Annotated in this window: 10 protein-coding genes; 2 read left to right on the forward strand and 8 right to left on the reverse strand. The window is 32.4% G+C overall.

What is annotated here, in order from left to right; all coding sequences use genetic code 11:
• Positions 1 to 136: 136 nt before the first annotated feature.
• The 5 genes from FLAPXU55_RS20155 to FLAPXU55_RS20175 form a co-directional block, all read right to left on the reverse strand.
• Positions 137 to 1819 (reverse strand): MBOAT family O-acyltransferase, encoded by a 1683-nt coding sequence (locus FLAPXU55_RS20155; protein ID WP_180860763.1) that lies wholly within the window; start codon positions 1817 to 1819, stop codon positions 137 to 139.
• Between the two features lies 1 nt (position 1820).
• On the reverse strand, positions 1821 to 3239 hold the full coding sequence (locus FLAPXU55_RS20160) for a GDSL-type esterase/lipase family protein (RefSeq protein WP_180860765.1): 1419 nt from the start codon (positions 3237 to 3239) through the stop codon (positions 1821 to 1823).
• Positions 3232 to 4713 (reverse strand): SGNH/GDSL hydrolase family protein, encoded by a 1482-nt coding sequence (locus FLAPXU55_RS20165; RefSeq protein WP_180860767.1) that lies wholly within the window; start codon positions 4711 to 4713, stop codon positions 3232 to 3234. Before FLAPXU55_RS20165 ends, FLAPXU55_RS20160 begins: the two co-directional genes overlap by 8 nt.
• A 270-nt stretch (positions 4714 to 4983) precedes the next feature.
• Entirely contained in the window at positions 4984 to 6402 is a 1419-nt protein-coding gene (locus FLAPXU55_RS20170; protein WP_180860770.1) for an HmuY family protein, read from the reverse strand.
• 12 nt (positions 6403 to 6414) lie between these two features.
• A complete protein-coding gene (locus FLAPXU55_RS20175; protein ID WP_180860773.1) occupies positions 6415 to 8574 on the reverse strand; it encodes a TonB-dependent receptor plug domain-containing protein in 2160 nt (719 codons plus the stop codon).
• A gap of 102 nt (positions 8575 to 8676) precedes the next feature.
• Here FLAPXU55_RS20175 and FLAPXU55_RS20180 point away from each other — a divergent pair, with 102 nt between their 5' ends.
• Entirely contained in the window at positions 8677 to 9582 is a 906-nt protein-coding gene (locus FLAPXU55_RS20180) for a DUF6607 family protein (protein ID WP_180860776.1), read from the forward strand.
• 97 nt (positions 9583 to 9679) lie between these two features.
• Here the strand turns inward: FLAPXU55_RS20180 and FLAPXU55_RS20185 are convergent, their stop codons facing one another.
• The 3 genes from FLAPXU55_RS20185 to argS form a co-directional block, all read right to left on the reverse strand.
• Positions 9680 to 11152, reverse strand: a complete 1473-nt coding sequence (locus FLAPXU55_RS20185) for a RagB/SusD family nutrient uptake outer membrane protein (RefSeq protein ID WP_235992116.1) — start codon at positions 11150 to 11152, stop codon at positions 9680 to 9682.
• A 4-nt stretch (positions 11153 to 11156) separates the two neighbouring features.
• The gene (locus tag FLAPXU55_RS20190) at positions 11157 to 14324 is read right to left on the reverse strand and encodes a SusC/RagA family TonB-linked outer membrane protein (protein WP_180860779.1); all 3168 of its coding nucleotides are present in this window, start codon (positions 14322 to 14324) and stop codon (positions 11157 to 11159) included.
• Between the two features lie 476 nt (positions 14325 to 14800).
• On the reverse strand, positions 14801 to 16579 hold the full coding sequence (gene argS, locus FLAPXU55_RS20195; protein WP_180860781.1) for an arginine--tRNA ligase: 1779 nt from the start codon (positions 16577 to 16579) through the stop codon (positions 14801 to 14803).
• A 325-nt stretch (positions 16580 to 16904) separates the two neighbouring features.
• On the opposite strand from argS, the gene FLAPXU55_RS20200 reads away from it, so the two are divergent.
• Entirely contained in the window at positions 16905 to 19307 is a 2403-nt protein-coding gene (locus tag FLAPXU55_RS20200) for a TonB-dependent receptor domain-containing protein (protein WP_180860783.1), read from the forward strand.
• Positions 19308 to 19356: the final 49 nt, after the last annotated feature.

The raw sequence follows: 19356 nt of genomic DNA on the forward strand, positions 1-19356 counted from the left end.
TTTTTCTTTCTCGCAGATTTAGCAGATAGGCAGATTATTTTTTAGATAGAATATGAAAAAAATCTGCTAAATCTGCGAGAGTAAAAAAAGCGCAAAGAATAAAAATTTTTGCGCCTTAGTGTCTTTGTGGCTATATTTAAAATTGGAAATATATAAACGGTTGTGAACCGGCAACTGCTGTTGCGTAAACGATCCAGTAAACGAAGCCCAGAATTATTGCTTTTATTAATAATGGTGTTTTATCGAAAACCAATTTCATTTTGTCAGTGATAACTTCTGGTAAAAAATGCCAAACATATCCGAATAACATTAATAAGAAGACATTTTTATATCCTAAAACTATGGCTTTCCAGTTTTGCGGTTCGAAAGTTAACTGACCAATATTATTGATTACTTGTAGCGCTGTTTCGAAATCTCTGGCGCGGAAAAAGATCCAGCAGAAAACTACAAAATGGAATGTAATTAGAATTGAGAAAAATCTCCATAAGAAATTACTTTTTCCGTCTTTTCTAGAAGGGAAGAATTCAAGGAAAATTTTGTGAACCGCTAAAGCTAATCCGTGTAAAGCTCCCCAAACAATAAATTGTGCTCCCGCTCCGTGCCACAATCCGCCTAAAAGCATTGTGGTAAAAAGGTTTAGATTGGTTACTAAAGTTTGTTTCTTTTTGCTGGAAAGCAGAAATGACAAACAAAATAGAACAATCGAAATTGAAGCAATAATCAACGGAATTATACTTGTATTGTAACTTGTGATTCCCCAAAGCAATAATCCGAAGAAGAATAAACTTGGGAATAAGAATCCGGCAAATGAACCTTCTCTGTTTCCACCAATCGAAATGTATAAGAAATCTTTTAACCAGGTTGAAAGCGAAATGTGCCATCTTCTCCAGAAATCTGTAATCGAAGTTGATTTATATGGCGTTCTAAAGTTGGCTGGTAATTTGAATCCTAATAATAAAGCGATTCCGATTGCCATATCTGAATATCCTGAAAAGTCGCAATAAATCTGGATAGCATATCCGTAAGATGCCATTAAATTTTCGAATGAAGTGTAATTTAAAGGCGTATCAAAAACGCGATCTACAAAGTTTATTGAGATATAATTTGATATTACTGTTTTCTTAATTAATCCACCAATAATCAAAAACAAGGCATTGTTTACATCTTGTCTTGTTAAGTTTAGTTTTTGATAAATTTGTGGCAGGAAATCTTTTGCACGCACGATTGGCCCGGCAACTAACTGCGGGAAAAACGAAACGAAAAATAAATATTCGATGTAGTTTTTTGTCGGTTTAATTTCTTCACGATAAATCTCGATAATGTAACTCATCGATTGAAAAGTATAAAACGAAATTCCGACTGGAAGGAAAATATCATGAAATTTAAAATGTCCGTTGAACATATCGTTATATGTTCCAATCATGAAATTCATGTACTTGAAATAACCTAATAATCCCAAATTCAGGATTACACTTATTACCAAATATACTTTCTTGGTAGCGACTTTTGTTTCTTTATAGATAATTTGGCTCAAGCCATAATCTACAACCGAAGAAAGTAATAATAGTAAAAAGTAAATTCCGCTAGACTTATAATAAAAGAAAAGCGAGAAGAGAATAACGTACGTTAATCTTAAATAAAATGTTTTGCGTAAAAAGCCATACACAAAATAAAAAACCAGAAATAATCCTAAGAATAAACCTGTATTAAATAATAGTTTTTCGTCTGGATTATAAATAAACCAGCTTTTAACTTGTTCTATTGTAATTGCACCAAAATTTTGGACGAACCAATTATTGATGTTATCTATTGTTATCAACTTACTTCTTTAATTTAAAATTATCGTATGCTTTTAAAAATGCCTCTGAAAACAAATTTCCTTGTTTTTCGTATCCTTTTTTAGAATAATGAACCCAATCTGGCCCAATTAATTTTGCCGATTTTAGATTTCGGATTCCTTCCATTCCGCCAAATTCATCGTATAAATCCCAAACTGCAAAACCATCTGTCTGTGCGATTTCTATAATTTGTTTGGTGTATTCGTGAATAAAAGTGTTCGGTCTTTTTCTAAGCAGAGACGGCGGCGGCGTCATAACAATTATTGGAACATTTATATTCTGTGCTTTTATATTGCTTATAAACTCTCTTAATTGTTTGATGTAATTTCCTGATTCCAGTTTCTCGTAACTTTCATTTGTTCCGAGTGAAAACACCAGCATATCTGGATGTAAAGCTTTTAACTGCTCAAAAAACAACGGATATTTATTATAATCTGAATATTTTGCTCCGTTTACTCCAATGCCGCTGTAGATTAATCCCGGCGCATCTTTTTCTAAAACAATTCCGTTTAGTTCAAATTTTGAAGCTTTTTTATTCGGAATCAAATAAATCTTATCTAAAGCTTTTTCTGAATTATAATAATGTGAATACGAATCAGATTCCATGTTTAAAGAAACATATTCGGATGTTTTTATATTTCTTGACTGTGTTTCGTTTGTCGGAATTCTTAATATTCTTCCTGCACGAATGTTATTTGATTTTAGCGAATTTGCTCTTTTTATTTCGGCAATCGAAACGTTGTATTTATCTGCAATTACAGAAATCGCTTCTCCTTTTTTAATTTTATGTTTAATTATTTTTGGTTCTGCTGTTTCAATAAATTTGGTTTGAGATGCTGTTGACAAATCAAACATGTCTTCGTTTTGAGGTGTTATTATTTTTATTGAATTGAACTTATATACCGGATCTTTAATATTCAATTCTAAAACAAATCCGCCAGAATCTCTCCAAAGCCCTATTCCGCTTAAACCAACAGGATAATTTCTAACCGGATAAATATTTCGATACGTTTCCCAAACTCTGTTGCAGCGAAAACGTTCGTTATAAGATCCGTTTGTTTTAGCCAATTGATATGGAAAAACTAATCCACGGCCTGCATTTCCAAATTTTCTTTGCAGATTTTTCCTGATTTCATTGGTCATTAAATCTCCCTGAATGTGAGAATCTCCAATATGAACAATATTTATTTTTTGATTGTTATCGCTCTCATTGTCTTTTAATTTCTTAAAAAAACTTTCTAAAGCTTTCGCATTGTAAATATTATTTCCGTTGAAAGATTCAACTGTTGTTGAATCGACTTTACTAACCATATTTTTAGTTATTGGAGGTGAAACTGGATTTTGCGGTTTATCATTTGTTGAGAAAAACAGACAACAAAAGAAAATAATAAGTTTATTCATTTACGCTATCTTTTTCTACAGAGACGGAATCTGCTTTGGGTTTTCTAATCGCTTTAGGTCTAACGCCTGTTTCACGTTTTTGACGTAAAATTTTATATTGTTCGTATCCGTTATTTAACTGACTGTATAACAAATTACCAATTGCTTTTGCGCCTCTTTGGTTAAAATGTGTGTAATCTTTATTGGCTTTTGCAGGAGATTCATCTACCCATTTTACCATCGATCCGTCACCGCCCATTAAAGTATATAAATTTACAAATCCAGATTCGGTTTCTAAAGCATACTTTTTCTGTGCTTTCATTAAAGGAACAACTGCAGAATCTGTTTTCATTTCTAAATCATATTTAGTCGATTTATCTGCTGTTGAAACAATTAAAATAGAAACTCCCGGAAATGATTCTTTTATTTTATTTACGGTTTTTGTCATTCCTTTTTCATACCAGAAATAGTTTTTGGTTCCGTAATTCAATACGTTAGTTCCGTAGTGAAGTACGATTAAATCGTATTTCAGGTTATTATCAAAGGCTTGCATTACGCTGGCATCAAACATAGAAATTGGCAGTCCTGAATTTCCTCTTTGAGAGAAATTATCAACGTGAACACCAATTCCGTTATCAAAATTAAATCCGTAAATTGGAATTGAATCGGCATGAATAAAGTTTGCTTTGAAAGCTTTTATACTTCCCGAAGTAACTTTTAAAGTGTTTACCAAATTGTTTGGAGTAAGACTTTTTTTCAAGGTATCTTTTCCGATAATGAAATTTACGTTTCCTCTTTTAGATGATCTCCCATAAAATAAGGTTGGATTATCTAAAGTGGTTGTATGTTTTGGAAGTCCTGCTTCATATTGAACCCAGGTTGGGTTTGTCTGGTCATTTGCAAAAAACACATGTCCGTTTACACCAAAAGGGCTTGCAGGTCTTTTTACATTTAAATATGATTGTGTTTTCCAGTTTTTAGAATAGGTGGCTTTAACAGAACCTCTTGACGCTGCAGATTCTGAAGTTATGGATACGAAACCAACTCCGTTCCCGCCAAAACGGTCCTGATAATTGTTACGCACATCCTGAACAATTAAATCTCCATCGGTCATAGAATCTCCGTAATAAGCAATTCTAACATGCCTTTGCGGATTCTGTTCTAATTGATATAATTTTTCGTAAAAAGAAATCAGATATTGATATCCTTTGTAATTATCGAAGGTTTCAGATGGGAATTCGATTCCTTCTGAAGCATCGTAAACAATTTTCTGCTCGCCTAATCTTCGCTCGCTTTCTTCGATGCTGTCACTTTTTAGCGACAATGAATCTTTTGCTACTGATTCCAGAAGCAGGCTGTCTATAAGTACATTCTTGGAATCTACTTTACTATCAGAAAAAATTTTATCTGGTAAGATTTGTTTAAACCCAATAAAAGCAACAAACGCTAATGCTACGATTGCGAAAGATTGAAAGAAATATGACTTAGTATTCACTTAATAAATTAAATTTAAAGAAATAACTACGAATATATAAAATTGTTGTAAAATTCCTATTAATTCGTAATGGATAAATGTAGACAAAGATAGAATTAAACATTCATTTTTAATAATAAAGAAATAAAAAAAAGAGGTTAGATAAATCTAACCTCTAAATCAAAAAAAAATAAAAAAAACAAAGCTAATGATTAACTAAATTTTTGATGTTAAAACATCATAACCTAGAATGAAATAATCTTTATATTTTTTTAGATTCTTCATTATCAATTATTTTAAGATAGCGTATTGGAATTTAGGGAAACCTCTTTCACCTGTTGCGCTAGCTCCACCAGTAAATTTCAATTTGTAGATATTTCCTGCAGGATCTTTAACTACGAAGAAACGGTCTGTTTTTAATACAAATTGAGAAACAGGAATTCCATCAGCTCCTACTGCACTTGTACTTCTCCAGTTTGAACCAATATTTCTTTGGTCTTCTGTAAATTTAGCGTTGTCAACATTTGCTAATGTAAATGCATCATATGTAAAAGCAGTTGTAAGTACCTGGTATGCTTTTGCACCACCTTTTAAGTTACTCAATACAAAATCCGGGTAATAGTAAGGTGTAGGTGTAGCGCCTGGAATTATATTTGTAAATGTTGTAAAGTTAAGATCCCATTGTGCTTTTTGAGGCTCAACATCAACTGTTTTCTTGTCTAATAAACTAAAGAATGTAAAGTTGAATGCCGCATTTTTAGATACTATAACTTCGCTATGAGTTGTTGCAGCAATATCAGCGTATTGAACTTTATAATCGTTTCCACTTTTCAAAACTCTGATTTTTTTCCATCCTCTTGAAGTTCCACCAGCAGATCCTTCAGATCCTGAAGCAGGTGTAGTTGTTGAAGGATTACTTCCCATATTAATTAAGTAAACTTTGTTTTCAGAATCTGTAGCAGAAACTTCAGCAATAGCAGTTGTTTTAGTAAAATCTCCAGTTGGATCATCAATTTGAGTTGCATTTCCTTGTCCTTGAGAAATAATCATAGATTCATCAGCTACCTGAACTTCATCAATGTTAGAAGTTGGTAATAATTTAGCTGCCATTTTTAAAGAGCTGTTTAATACTACTCTAAATTTATCTCCTGAATAGAATCCTAAATCCCAAGATGTTCTAACAACTTTTGTCATAGTTCCGCTGCTCAAATCAACATAAACTTGATTTGGCTCTAAAGAACCTCCAACTTCCGGAGACAAAGCACTTCCTAAAGAAGCAGTTTCTGTAAAGTTTACCTGAATAGATTTGTTTTCAGCAATTGTAATATTGATAGTAGCACTTACAATTGTAAAAACAACTTTTTTAGTTTTATTTTCTCCTTCAACAGCATCTATCAACTTGTTAAAAGTAAAACTTACAGAAGAAACATTTTGTCCAAAAGGAACTATTACCGTTTTTGCAGCAGCAGCTGGTAAAGTTGTAAAGTCTGTACCACTAACAACATCCGTTTCAACAAATGATAGCGTTACAGTTCCAGCAGCAGCAGTAGGGGTAGCAAATTTTATTTCGATTGGAGTTGCTGCAGCAGTTAAGTTAACTGAAGTTGCTGCAAAAGCAATTGAATTTACAACAGGTGCATCATCGTCACTATTACAAGCTGTAAAAGCAAGTAAAACGAAAGAAAGGATTAAAATAAAGTTTTTTTTCATGGTATTTATATATTAATTAAAATTTAGGTTATACGTAAGTTTAAGAAAATAGGAGCGCCCATATCCTAACAGCAAATCTGAACTTCCAGAAGCATGAGCTCCTCCTCCAGTGGAACCTCCTCCATTTTGAATCGTTTGTACACTTGTAATGTCAAATAAGTTTCTAGCTCCAACAGTGACTTCAAATTGGTTCTTAAAGAATAATTTACGGATAGAAGCATCCATCCAGCTATAAGGTTTTATTTCACTTAAAAAGAATTTAGTACTTCCATCTGTATCTGTTCCTGCTACAAATTGCTGTTGCTCTCCATTGTATTTATAAAACAAAGCAATCAAAGTATTCCATTTAGGAATGTTGTATGAAATGTTGGAATTTAAACGTAATGAATACAAGAATTTATCATCTGAAGTTACATTCACAGCTGCTAAATCTAATTTTCGAGAAATTCCAACTAAAGCAGCACCAACTTGCACATTCCAATTTTTATAAGAATATTGTTCTGTGGTTGAAACATTCCACATTTTATATTTATTGATATTTACATATCTGTAATTTTGAGTGGGAGTTGCCTGAGTCATTACCAAATCAATTCTATCATCTACATCCATATAAGTTACCGCCAGATTATTTGCTATCTGAGCTCCTGAATTAAGAAGACAAGATCTTTTAAAACTCAATTCATAAGAAGTACTTTGCTCTGGAACTAAGTCCGGATTACCCTGAAGATTATGATTTGAATCTACAAAATAGGTGTATAATTCATCAAAATTTGGTGTTCTATACGCTTTTCCAACTGAGGCTCTAGCTTCTAAACCTTTTTTAAATAGATATCTTAAACCTAAAGAACTTGCATATTGATTGTCAAAATACGATTGAAAAGAATAGCGAATTCCTGGACGAATAGAGAATTTGTCTGTCAAATTAATTTCGGCTACCGTAAAAATGTCGTAATTTTCGAATTTCCTTCTAATATCTGTCAACTGCTGGTTATCATCTTTAAAAGTTCCTGCCGTTGCATCATAAAATCCATTTTCATTTGTGATCTCATATCCCAGTTGAAAATCAACTTTTTTGCTATCGAAGAAATTGCTTAAAGTTCCTGTAGAATAAAAGACTTCTTTAGATTGATAGGTCTGTCTCTGATTATCAAATTCATTTCCTGTTTCAATTTGATAATTGAATTTCTCTACATCACGTTCTTGCTTTTGTTCAGAAACGGAAATATTATAGTTTAGTTTAGAGAAAAGTTTTCCGTTAGAATTTAAATGATGAAAATAACGGTTGGTAATATAACGTCTGTCATTTGCAAAATAAGTCTCTGGAAAAGGATAATTATCCTGAGGAATTAAGATTGGATTGTAATAATGAACATTTTCTCCGTAGTAATCAAATTTGTAGAAAATCTTAAAGTCATTTTTTTGATAACCTAAAATTGCATTTCCTACCAATTGTTGTTTTGGCAGCTGCGTATACCCTCTTAAGCCATCATTTAAATCGTAATCTTTACCTTCTCTATTATCAAAATATCCTGCAAAGTCATTACGATTTCCTCCAACATTTATAAACCAATTTTCATTAAAATTGTGTGCTATTTTAGCAGACTGAATATGGCGGCCTTTGTCAAACAAGGCATATTCCTTACCAACGGTTTCTTCCTGAACAGTTGCTGCTATCTGCCATTTATATCCGCCTCCTTTTTTGGTTATGATATTTAAAACACCGCTTACAGCATTTGCACCATGTGTAACTCCCATTGAACCTTCAATAATTTCGATACGCTCAACATCATCAAGGTTTACCTGAGTTAAATCGACATTTGTCCCCATTCCAGTATCACTTACTAAAGGAATATTGTCAACTAAAATTTTAAAATATTGTGAATCCAGACCAAACATTGACACTGTTGAACGTCCATCTTCTCCACTAGTTTTAATAGTAATATTTAAATATTGATTTAAAACATCCGAAAGATTATTCGCAGCCAATTGTTTTATAGTTTCTTTTGAGATCACCCGAACATTAAATACTGATTTCTTTATTGATTGTGGTTCAAACTGACCAGTTACAACCACTTCAGATAGTTTTTCTTGAGACGCAATAGTATCTTTTTGCTGTGCAAATAAGATTTGACAGAAAGTTAATACAGCAAAAAGGGATAGTTTTATTTTCATTATTTTTATTCAGTCTTAATAATCGATGCAAATATATAACTATTTTTAATTGTTCTAAATAAAATTTATATATTTGCAAAAATTAAAAACAAATAATAAGTTATGATTTCAAAAAGCCTTTATTTTTCAGCCTTTATGGCTTTAACATGCAGCCTAGGTTTCAGTCAGGACGCAAAAAAACAACAAGACATAAAATCAATTAAATCTATGTGTGGTTGTTATGAAGTGAAGTTCAACTTCGCAGAAACTTTTCAATATGCTAAAGATTCGGCTACATATAAACCTTCACAGACTAAACATGAATCTGCTTTAGAATGGGTAGAATTGTTAGAAGATACTCCAAACAAAATTGTTATGCAGCACTTATTAATTGTAAGTGATGATATGATTATCAAACACTGGAGACAAGATTGGTTGTTTGAAAACACAGACTTATATTCTTTTGATAAAGGAACATCCTGGAAATATAAAAAACTGGACAAGAAAGCTGTTAAAGGACAGTGGACTCAAAAAGTATATCAGGTAGATGACAGTCCAAGATATGAAGGATCTTCAACTTGGGTACATGTTGACGGACAAGATTACTGGTCTAATGTTGCTGATGCTCCGCTTCCAAGAAGAGAGCAGACAAAACGTAATGACTATAATGTTTTAAAAAGAAGAAATATTCACGAAATCACTGCTACAGGATGGAATCATGAGCAAGATAATGATAAACTTATCCGTGACGATGCTGGAAAAGATGTTTTGTTAGCGCAGGAAAAAGGGTTTGATGTTTACACTAAAGTTCCAGATATTAAATGTATCGCTGCTCAAAAATGGTGGAAAGAAAACAATGTTCTTTGGAAAAATGTTCGTGACAAATGGCAGACTCTTTTCGACAGACATAAAGACTTAAACTTAGAAGCTAAAGTTGATAGAAAAGCGCTTTATTCTCTTTTGTTTGATTTAAAACCAACTGCAACAAAAGCAGAATCTGATGCAATTATCGACAAATTTGTAAAATAAAAATGTTTGTGTTAGTTGTAAAAAAGCCGGTAATTTTAAGATTACCGGCTTTTTTTTATAATATCACTAAAAACATATACGTTACATCTATAACGAATTACAATTCATTTTGCTCAATTAAAGGATTGGCATTGATTTCATCTTTAGGAATAAGCCACTGCCATCTTTTATCTGTAGGAGCTACATATAAAACTCCATTTACTAAACCTGAATCATGATTTGCTCCTGTTCTGTCTAATGGTAAGTTATTACGTTTCAAATCAAAAAATCTAAATCCTTCACCCCATAATTCAATTCTTCTTTGTAATAATATTTCATCAATTAAAGTTTGTCCACTATTGGTTGATAAAGTATAAGAAGGATTTCTTGTTACTTCAAAATCAAAAAGTACCTTGGCTGCATCTGCTTGTCCCAATCTTGCTTTTGCCTCAGCTTCTATTAAATACATTTCAGCAGCACGCATATAAGGAACATCACATCTACTATCTCCGGCATCTATAGCCAGGAATTTTTGACTTGTATATGGAAATTTGGCAAAATTTGACGGTAATGCTAATGCAGTATGTTTTCCAGTTTTATCAAATATTGCAGAACGAACATCTGTTAACGGGATCATATCATAAAGCTTACTGTTAATTGCTTTTGGACAAGAACGGATTACTGTTGAACTGAAATTTCTAGACATATAAGCTCCAAAATTTCCAAAATATTCCGTTTGAACTTCATTAATATGACTTCCCCACATCCATTCTTTATTGTTATAATCATTAAAACCGGCAACATAATCGGCCATAGACATTAAAGTCGTCCCCGATTTAGCTTTATTAGCATATTCTGCAGCAATTTGCCAATTACCCTGAGCCAACGCTACACGAGCTTTTAATCCTTGAGCAACTTTTAAATTTAAATGAGAATTATTTGGTCTTGAATATCCAACTAATAAAATATTGGCTTCATCTAAATCTTTATTTATCTGCGCATATACTTCTTCAACTGTAGAACGAGGATTTTTTTCATTTCCAACGGTCAAAACTATCGGAACTCCTAATTGAGAATTGTTTTCTCCGTTTACATATCTTTTACCAAATAACTGAACTAATTGAAAGTTACAAAATGCACGATATAATAATGCTTGACCTTTTACTATATTTTTATCAGCAGTTGTACCAACTGCTGCATCGGCTGCATTTATTATTGTGTTTGCATTTCGTATTATTCTATAATAAGTTCTGTAGGGGAAACGAAGATCTACAGAGTTTTCATTACTTACCGAGCTCCAATTATATATTTGTAAAAACCAACCGTTTGTGATTGGAAAAACTACATCATCACCAACAATATCAGTTTGCTGCATTAAACCACCTAAACCAGTCTGACTTTGATCTTCGTAATTTTTATATAAAGATCTGTGAATTCCATTCAACAGGGTCATTAAGTTTTCAGTTGTTGTTGTAGCCCCAGCATTATCTACATATTCTGTCGGCTTTTTATCTAAAAAATCTTCAGAGCAAGATCCTAAAACAGTTACTGCAATTAAGGCAGCTATCATTTTAATATAATTTGTTTTCATGATGTTAAAAATTTAAATTCAGACCTAGTGTTATTACTCTTGCTGGTATGTATCTGTTTTGTGTAGTTCCGTCAAAAGTTTGAGTTGGATCCATTCCTTTGCGTTTTGTAAATAACATTAAGTTTTCTCCATTTATGTAAACAGAAGCATTGTCGATTTCTAATTTTGATATAAACTCAGAAGGCATTTTATAAGATAAATTGATTTGTCTTAATGCTAAGTAATCAGAACCTTTTAGCCATCTGTCAGAAACAGCTGCTGCTTGTGTATTTCTGTTGATATCCAAACGTGGAACATCTGTAATATCACCTGGTTTCTGCCATCTTCTAAAAATATCAGTACTAAGAGCTGAACCGTAATTATTTCCAGTATGCATTAATACTGCATAATTACTATCATACATTTGCCCTCCAATTTGGTAAGAACACAAAACATCTAACTGAAGTCCTTTATATTTGAATGTGTTTCCAAAACTTCCAAACAAATCTGGTATAGCTGAACCAGCATAATGATAAAGTGCTTTATTTTGATCTGTAGTTACATTTACTCCATTTACAACTCTTACTGTAGCATCATTAGAAGCTACAAATTTTGGATCTACTACATATAATGCATACCCGTCAGCAGGGTCTACTCCATACCAATCTCTTAGCCAATAATCATAAATTGAATGACCTACCGAAAGTTTTTTGGTTCCATCTACAATTTCTCCCTGAGGAAGTTTTGTGATTTTATTATTAATTGTAGATGCATTAATATTTAGACTCCATGAGAAATCATTAGTTTTAAGAATTACTCCATCTAATGCTACTTCAATTCCTTTGTTAACCATAGAACCAATATTTTCCATTCTATAGTCTAAACCAGAAGATAACGGATTTGGAACAGCGAAAATAAGACCGTCGGTACTTCTATTGTAATATTCAACACTTCCTTTTAGTCTATTTTTAAATAATCCAAATTCTAATGCAAGATCTCTTTGAGTATTAACTTCCCATTTTAAGTCAGGTGCTGCAGATGCATAAATTAAAGTACCTCCTTCACTTCCGTTATCATAACCTAAACTATAAGTAGGCTGACTAACGTAATAGTTTAATCCCTTTATTTTTGTTCCAGAATCATTTGTATCACTTATTATATGAGAATCATTTCCAACTTTTCCTATCGAAGCTCTCAATTTTAAGTCATTAACCCAAGAATAATCTTTAATGAAATTTTCTTTAGAAATTACCCACGCTCCTCCTAAAGACCAGAAATTACCCCAGCGATTATTTTCGGCAAATTTTGAAGATCCATCTCTACGCAATGATGCTGAAAATATGTATTTGTCCATATAATCATAACCAATTCTTGAAAAATAAGATTCTGTAGCATAATTTCTTGTATAAGATGTCAAACCCGTTGTAGTCGCATAATTAACAAACTCAATTATATTTGGTGCGACTTGCCCAGTTTTGCTGCTGCTTGTCCAGTTTTTTTCGTAGTCAAAACTTTCATGACCTAATAAAGCTGTAATAGAATGAGCTCCAAGTTTTTTAGAATAATTCAGTAATTGATTATAAGTGATTCCCGTTAAAATCTTATCTTCTTTTCCCATTAATCCTGTAGGTGCTCCATCTCCAATTAATGTATTATAAGAATATGTTCTGTTCGAATACGACTTATCAATTGAAGCATTTGTTGTGAATTTTAAATCTTTAGTGAAATCAATTTCAAAGAAAGCTCTCGCAGAAAGTGCCAGTCCTTTTACAACATCGGTATCGTTTAGTGTTTCGTATACAACGTTTCGACCATTAGAAGCACCGGAACCGCGGACTGTCGAATAAACTTTATCACCATTGTCATCCAATAAATAATCTCCATTTTCAGTATGATCAAAAACAGGGTAAATAGGTCCCATTGTTCTTATCGTTCTAAACGGGTTTTTAAATGAAGCATTATTTTCTACTCCATCGGTTCCTAATTTAGAATTAGTTAAAGCTCCAGACATATTCACTCCGGTTTTAAACCATTCTTTTAAACTTGTATTCAAATTTAATCGTCCTGTTGTTCTTTCAAAACCTGACTTTTGTATATAACCTTCCTCATTTAGATAACCTAGAGAAGCAAAATAATTGGACTTTTCTGATTTTCCCTGATAAGAAAAATCAACATTTTTACGAACTCCGGCTCTTTCTAATTGTTTTGCCCAATCAAGATCTTGCGGATATAATAATTTCGCATCTAGGTTCAATTTCCCATCTGTACCCACTATACTATTATTTGGCACGTTAAAAGGATTTGTAACCAAAACAACAGGAACTCTAGAAGAAGCATAAGTATTTGCTGCATCGATTTGTGCCTGAGTAGCCATAGGACGACTGTTTCGGATTGCCTCCCATTCTAAAGGATAATAATCAGAAGCATTAACTCGATCATAGTCTTTGATAGAACGCGAAGTTATACCAGTACTCATGTTTAAAGTAAATTTATCTTTTGCTGACTTTCCTGCTTTTGTAGTAATTATAATTACTCCATTAGCAGCTTTGGAACCATAAAGTGAAGTAGAAGAAACGTCTTTTAAAACACTTAAACTTTCAATATCACTTGAATTTAAATTACTTATATCTCCAGCATAAGGAACTCCATCTACAATATATAGTGGCGTATTTGAACCATTTATTGAACTAAATCCGCGCACTCTAATTTCCGGGGCTGAACCCGGCTGACCTCCTGAACTTTGAATTTGAACTCCTGATGTAGACCCTTCCAAAACCGAAAGAGCGTTTGTTAAAGGTCTGCTTTCTAATTGTTCTGATTTAATTTGGGTCGCTGAACCTGTATATGAAGTTTTTTTAGCTGTACCATATGCCACAACAACTACTTCATCTAATTCCTTTCCATCTTCTTGTAACTTTGCATTAATTACGGACGTTGTTCCAACTGTTATAACATTATCCTTCATTCCCATATAAGAAAAAACCAAAACATCCCCGGTCTTTGCTTTAATCGAATATTTTCCATCTAAATCTGATTGTACACCATTACTTGTACCTTTTACAACAACATTTGCTCCCGGAATTGGTCCAGCAGCGTCCGCCACAACCCCAGATATCGTTCTTTCCTGCGCAAAAAATAAATGCGTTGTAAGAACAAACACCAGAACTAACAGCCCTTTAATTTTTCTTTTCATTATAGTTTATTTGAATTAAGGGGCGCAACTTATAAAATTAAATTAATTTTAACAAGATTTTATTTCGTTTTAACATTAAAAAATGTAGTGTAATTTTTACAAATAAAAAAACCGCCTAAAGTCAATTAGACGGTTGATAATCCTTATAATTCTTACTAAAAGGGTACTAATTCAAAATAGATAAAAATGCTATAAGGAAAATATCTTCATATATTTAGATAAAATTCCGAGAAACTAATCAGTTATTTTATAACTGATAACTAATTAATAAACAAGGAATTAATTCAATTTAAATTTAATACTTCTCCATTTGCGAGCGCAAAATTAACATGAATTATCTTTAATTCATATACGAAAGCGATATTTAACTTAAAATATGTCTTATCTTATTATTTTTCATCCTTTTAGTGAACAATTCTAAAACAAAAAGCCGATAGTTTTAAACTATCGGCTTTTTTAATTCTTGTAAAAAGTTTTTACATTCTTTCCGGAACTTCGATTCCTAATAACGTAAAAGCTGATTTTATAACTTCGGCAACTTTCTGCGAAAGCTGTACTCTGAAAATCTTTTTTGTCAAATCAACTTCACCTAAAATATGAACAGATTGATAAAACGAATTATATTCTTTTACTAAATCATAAGTATAGTTTGCAATTAATGCCGGACTATGATTTTGTGCTGCATTTTGAATTACTTCCGGGAAAAGTTCGATTTGTTTTACCAGTTCTTTTTCTTTTTCGTGAAGCTCTTCAATATTTGTTTTTTCAGAAAAATCAAAATCGGCTTTACGGATAATTGATTGAATTCTGGCGTAAGTATATTGAATAAACGGACCTGTATTTCCTGCAAAATCTACAGATTCTTCGGGATTAAACAGAATACGTTTTTTAGGATCTACTTTTAAAATATAATATTTCAAAGCTCCAAGACCAATTGTTTTATACAATTTTGCTTTTTCATCGGCAGAATAACTGTCTAATTTTCCTAGATCTTCAGAAATTTGTTTGGCTGTATCTGTCATGTCCTGCATTAAATCATCAGCATCTACAACAGTTCCTTCACGGCTTTTCATTTTTCCAGATGGTAAATCAACCATTCCGTATGATAAATGATATAAACTTGAAGCCCAGTCAAAACCAAGTTTTTTCAGAATCAAAAACAAAACTTTAAAGTGATAATCTTGTTCGTTACCAACTGTATAAACCATTCCGCCAACATCTGGCATATCTTTTACACGCTGAATTGCTGTTCCAATATCCTGCGTCATATAAACCGCAGTTCCGTCAGAACGTAATACAATTTTACGATCAAGACCTTCATCTGTCAAATCAATCCAAACAGAACCATCCGGATCTTTTTCGAAAACTCCTTTATCAAGACCAACCTGAACAACATCTTTTCCTAATAAATAAGTGTTGCTTTCGTAGTAATATTTATCAAAATTCACTCCAAGATTGGTGTAAGTAGTCGCAAAACCGTCATAAACCCATTGGTTCATTTTTTTCCAAAGTGCAATAACCGCTTCATCTCCAGCTTCCCATTTCTTAAGCATTTCCTGCGCTTCAATAATAATTGGCGCTTGTTTTTTAGCTTCTTCTTCGGTTTTACCGGTTTCTATTAATTGGTTGATTTCTGCTTTATAAGCTTTATCAAACTCAACATAATATTTACCTACTAATTTATCACCTTTTAAATCTGAACTTTCCGGAGTTTCTCCGTTTCCGAATTTCTCCCAGGCCAGCATCGATTTACAAATATGAATTCCACGATCGTTTATGATCTGTGTTTTATATACTTTTTTCCCAGATGCTTTAATAATTTCTGCAACAGAATATCCTAACAAATTGTTACGAACGTGTCCTAAGTGCAAAGGTTTATTGGTGTTTGGAGAAGAATATTCAACCATAATTGCTTTATCGGCAGGATCTGGTGTTACATATCCAAACTTTTGATTATTTTTTATTTCATTGAAAAAATTCAGATAATAACTATCCGAAATTACAATATTCAAAAACCCCGAAACTACATTGAAACGCGCCACTTCAGAAACATTTTCAACTAAGTAGTTTCCAATTTTATTTCCTAATTCGGCAGGATTGCTTTTGATCACTTTTAACAAAGGAAAAATTACCATTGTAATATCGCCTTCAAACTCTTTTCTGGTAGTTTGAAATTCGATTTTATCAACAGAAACGTCAAATAATGCCTGTATTGCTTTTTGTATAGAAGGTGTAAGAATTTGTGATAATGACATGTAAACTTATTTTTAAAGTGAGCAAAGATACTGCTTATTCATCAATTAGAGAAAATGAAAAACATATTAAATAACATAATCCTGTTAGAATTTCTTAAAAAAGGTTTTGTTTTGAATGTTAAAATTATCAAAAAATCAAAACGCTAACCTGCTACAAAACAGAACTTCCCAAAAAAATAAAAAGTTTTTTTTACTTTTTATGTAACATATCGACAACAAAATAGTCTTAATAGAGACTTTAAATTTTATTTGAAGCAAAGAAAATCAAAACAAAAACAAAAAAACAACCTCATCATCAATCAAATCAAATAATCATTATCTCATTATGAAATTAAAATTCTTTCTGCTTGCATTACTGGGGGTAATTGCAACAGCACAAGCCCAAAATACCGGAACGGTCACGGGGAAAATTACCGAAAAGTCAAACAATGCACCAATTTCTTACGCAACGGTTTCTCTTAAAGAAAACGGAAAAGTAGTATCAGGCGTTAATACAGATGATAACGGAGATTTTACTTTTAAAAACGTAGCGCTAAAAAGTTATACTATCGAAATTCAATATATTGGATTTAGAAAATATATTGGTTCCGTAATTTTAGCTGATAACAAAAAATCTGCAACTGTAAATGTTTCTCTTGAAGAAGAAGCAACTCAGCTTAAAGGTGTTAATATTGTTGCTGAACGTTCGACAATGGAACAAAAAATTGACCGAAAAGTAATTACTGTCGGGAAAGATTTGACGACTGCCGGGGCTTCTGCATCAGATATTATGAGCAATATTCCTTCTGTAAATGTGGATCAGGACGGAAAACTTTCGCTTCGCGGAAATGACAATGTTCGTGTATTAATTGACGGAAGACCTTCTAACATTGATCCAGCTCAGTTATTGAAACAAATTCCATCGACTTCTATCAAAAAAATTGAGTTGATTACAAATCCTAGTGCAAAATACAATCCGGAAGGAATGTCTGGGATTATCAATATTATTTTACACAAAAATGCTAATACTGGTTTTAATGGAAGTTACAGCGGTGGTATTACTTTTGGAGAAACGGCAAAATACAATCAGTCTTTAGATTTAAACTATAAAACCGGAAAAGTAAATTTCTTTGGAAATGCAGGTAATAATTTTGGAACTTATTTTAACGATGGTCACATTCAAAGATTAGATCAGGATATGGTTCAAAAATTAGATATTTCTAATGACAATGATAACTATTTGTATAAAGTTGGAATGGATTATTTAATCAATGACCACAATACTTTATCATTTTACACCAATCAAAATAAATCAAAAGGAACTGGATTAGTAAATACTGATATTGATTACAATAACGGAGATCCGGATATTAAAAATATCTACCAAAAATCGAGATACGAAGGTCCAAACGAAACTGGAACTTACAATTTAGCGTACAAACATATCTTTAAAAAAGAAGGTCATACTTTAGATTTTGAAGGAAACTTTAGCAACACCAGAGAAACTCAAGATGCAAGTTTTGACACTAAAACAACAAAGCCGGATAATACTGCCACCTCTCTTTTATATAACGATTATATTAATGACAAAAGAAAATTAGGTACAGTAAACGTTGATTACGTAAATCCGCTAAACGATAAAACGACTCTTGAAGCAGGTGCAGAAGCGAGAATAACAAGAACTGACAATATTTACAACACAACCAATGCTGCATTTAAATCTTCTGTTTATACTTACGATACAGATATTTATTCTGCATATGTAACTTTTGGTCAGAAATACAAAAAATTCAGCTATCAATTAGGAGCTCGTTTTGAGAGTTATAATGTAAAATCATTTTTAACTCCTGATCAGAAAAAGTTTGATGATGACTACATTACATTATATCCTTCTGCTTATTTAACGTATAATTTAAATGAGAAAAACGTGTTGCAATTAAGCTACAGCCGTCGTGTTGACAGACCAAGTTTAGAGCAGACAAAACCTATTCGTGAGTTTTCTACTCCATTAGTAACTTCATACGGAAATCAAGAATTAAGACCTCAGTTTACTAATTCTGTTGAAATAAATTACACTAAAACTCTTGAAAAAGGAAGCATTACCGCTGGAGTATTTGTAAGGGCTATCAACGATCAAATAAGCAGAACTTTAAGCCCAGATCCTGACGACCCTTCTGAGAAACAACTCTTAGGCTTTACTAATTACGATCACAATAGTGCTTATGGTTTTGACATTTCTGCTAACTATAAAATTACTAAATGGTGGGATATCCAGCCATCTGTTGATTTTTCTAGCATAAACCAGCAAGGTGTTATATTTAAAATTAATCCTCTCTCAGGCAAAAGTGAACCTGAGGAGAAGACCGTTACAACTTCAGCATTCAATGCTCGTATGAACTCAAACTTTAAGCCTACTAAACGTTTAAGCTTTTTATTATTCGGTTTTTACAGAGGCGGCGTTGAAGAAGTTCAGCAACATAGAAATGAAATGTACAAAATGGATATTGGTTCACGCTATACATTGTTAGATAATAAGATGAATATCAGTGTACGTTTTAATGACGTTTTCAACACAATGAAATATTCATTTGACGGTGTTTCCCCTTATCCTCAAACTGGTCAGTTTACCTGGGAAAGCCAAACAGTTTATTTAGGTTTAACTTACAACTTTGGTGGAGCAAAAATCAAAAAATTAGAGCGTAAACAAAGAGAAGAAAACACTAATCAAGGTGGTGGCGGAATGTTCTAATCACTGCTTTTATTAGAATCAATTTTAATATTTTTAAATAATTTTCTTG

It is taken from the genome of Flavobacterium panici, assembly GCF_903819335.1.
GTDB lineage: Bacteria > Bacteroidota > Bacteroidia > Flavobacteriales > Flavobacteriaceae > Flavobacterium > Flavobacterium panici.

Excerpts from the sequence above, each read along its gene's own strand:
- FLAPXU55_RS20160 (WP_180860765.1), bottom strand. The coding sequence starts at position 3,239 with ATGAATAAACTTATTATTTTCTTTTGTTGTCTGTTTTTCTCAACAAAT.
- FLAPXU55_RS20170 (WP_180860770.1), bottom strand. The coding sequence starts at position 6,402 with ATGAAAAAAAACTTTATTTTAATCCTTTCTTTCGTTTTACTTGCTTTT.
- FLAPXU55_RS20175 (WP_180860773.1), bottom strand. The coding sequence starts at position 8,574 with ATGAAAATAAAACTATCCCTTTTTGCTGTATTAACTTTCTGTCAAATC.
- FLAPXU55_RS20180 (WP_180860776.1), top strand. The coding sequence starts at position 8,677 with ATGATTTCAAAAAGCCTTTATTTTTCAGCCTTTATGGCTTTAACATGC.
- FLAPXU55_RS20185 (WP_235992116.1), bottom strand. The coding sequence starts at position 11,152 with ATGAAAACAAATTATATTAAAATGATAGCTGCCTTAATTGCAGTAACT.
- FLAPXU55_RS20190 (WP_180860779.1), bottom strand. The coding sequence starts at position 14,324 with ATGAAAAGAAAAATTAAAGGGCTGTTAGTTCTGGTGTTTGTTCTTACA.
- argS (WP_180860781.1), bottom strand. The coding sequence starts at position 16,579 with ATGTCATTATCACAAATTCTTACACCTTCTATACAAAAAGCAATACAG.
- FLAPXU55_RS20200 (WP_180860783.1), top strand. The coding sequence starts at position 16,905 with ATGAAATTAAAATTCTTTCTGCTTGCATTACTGGGGGTAATTGCAACA.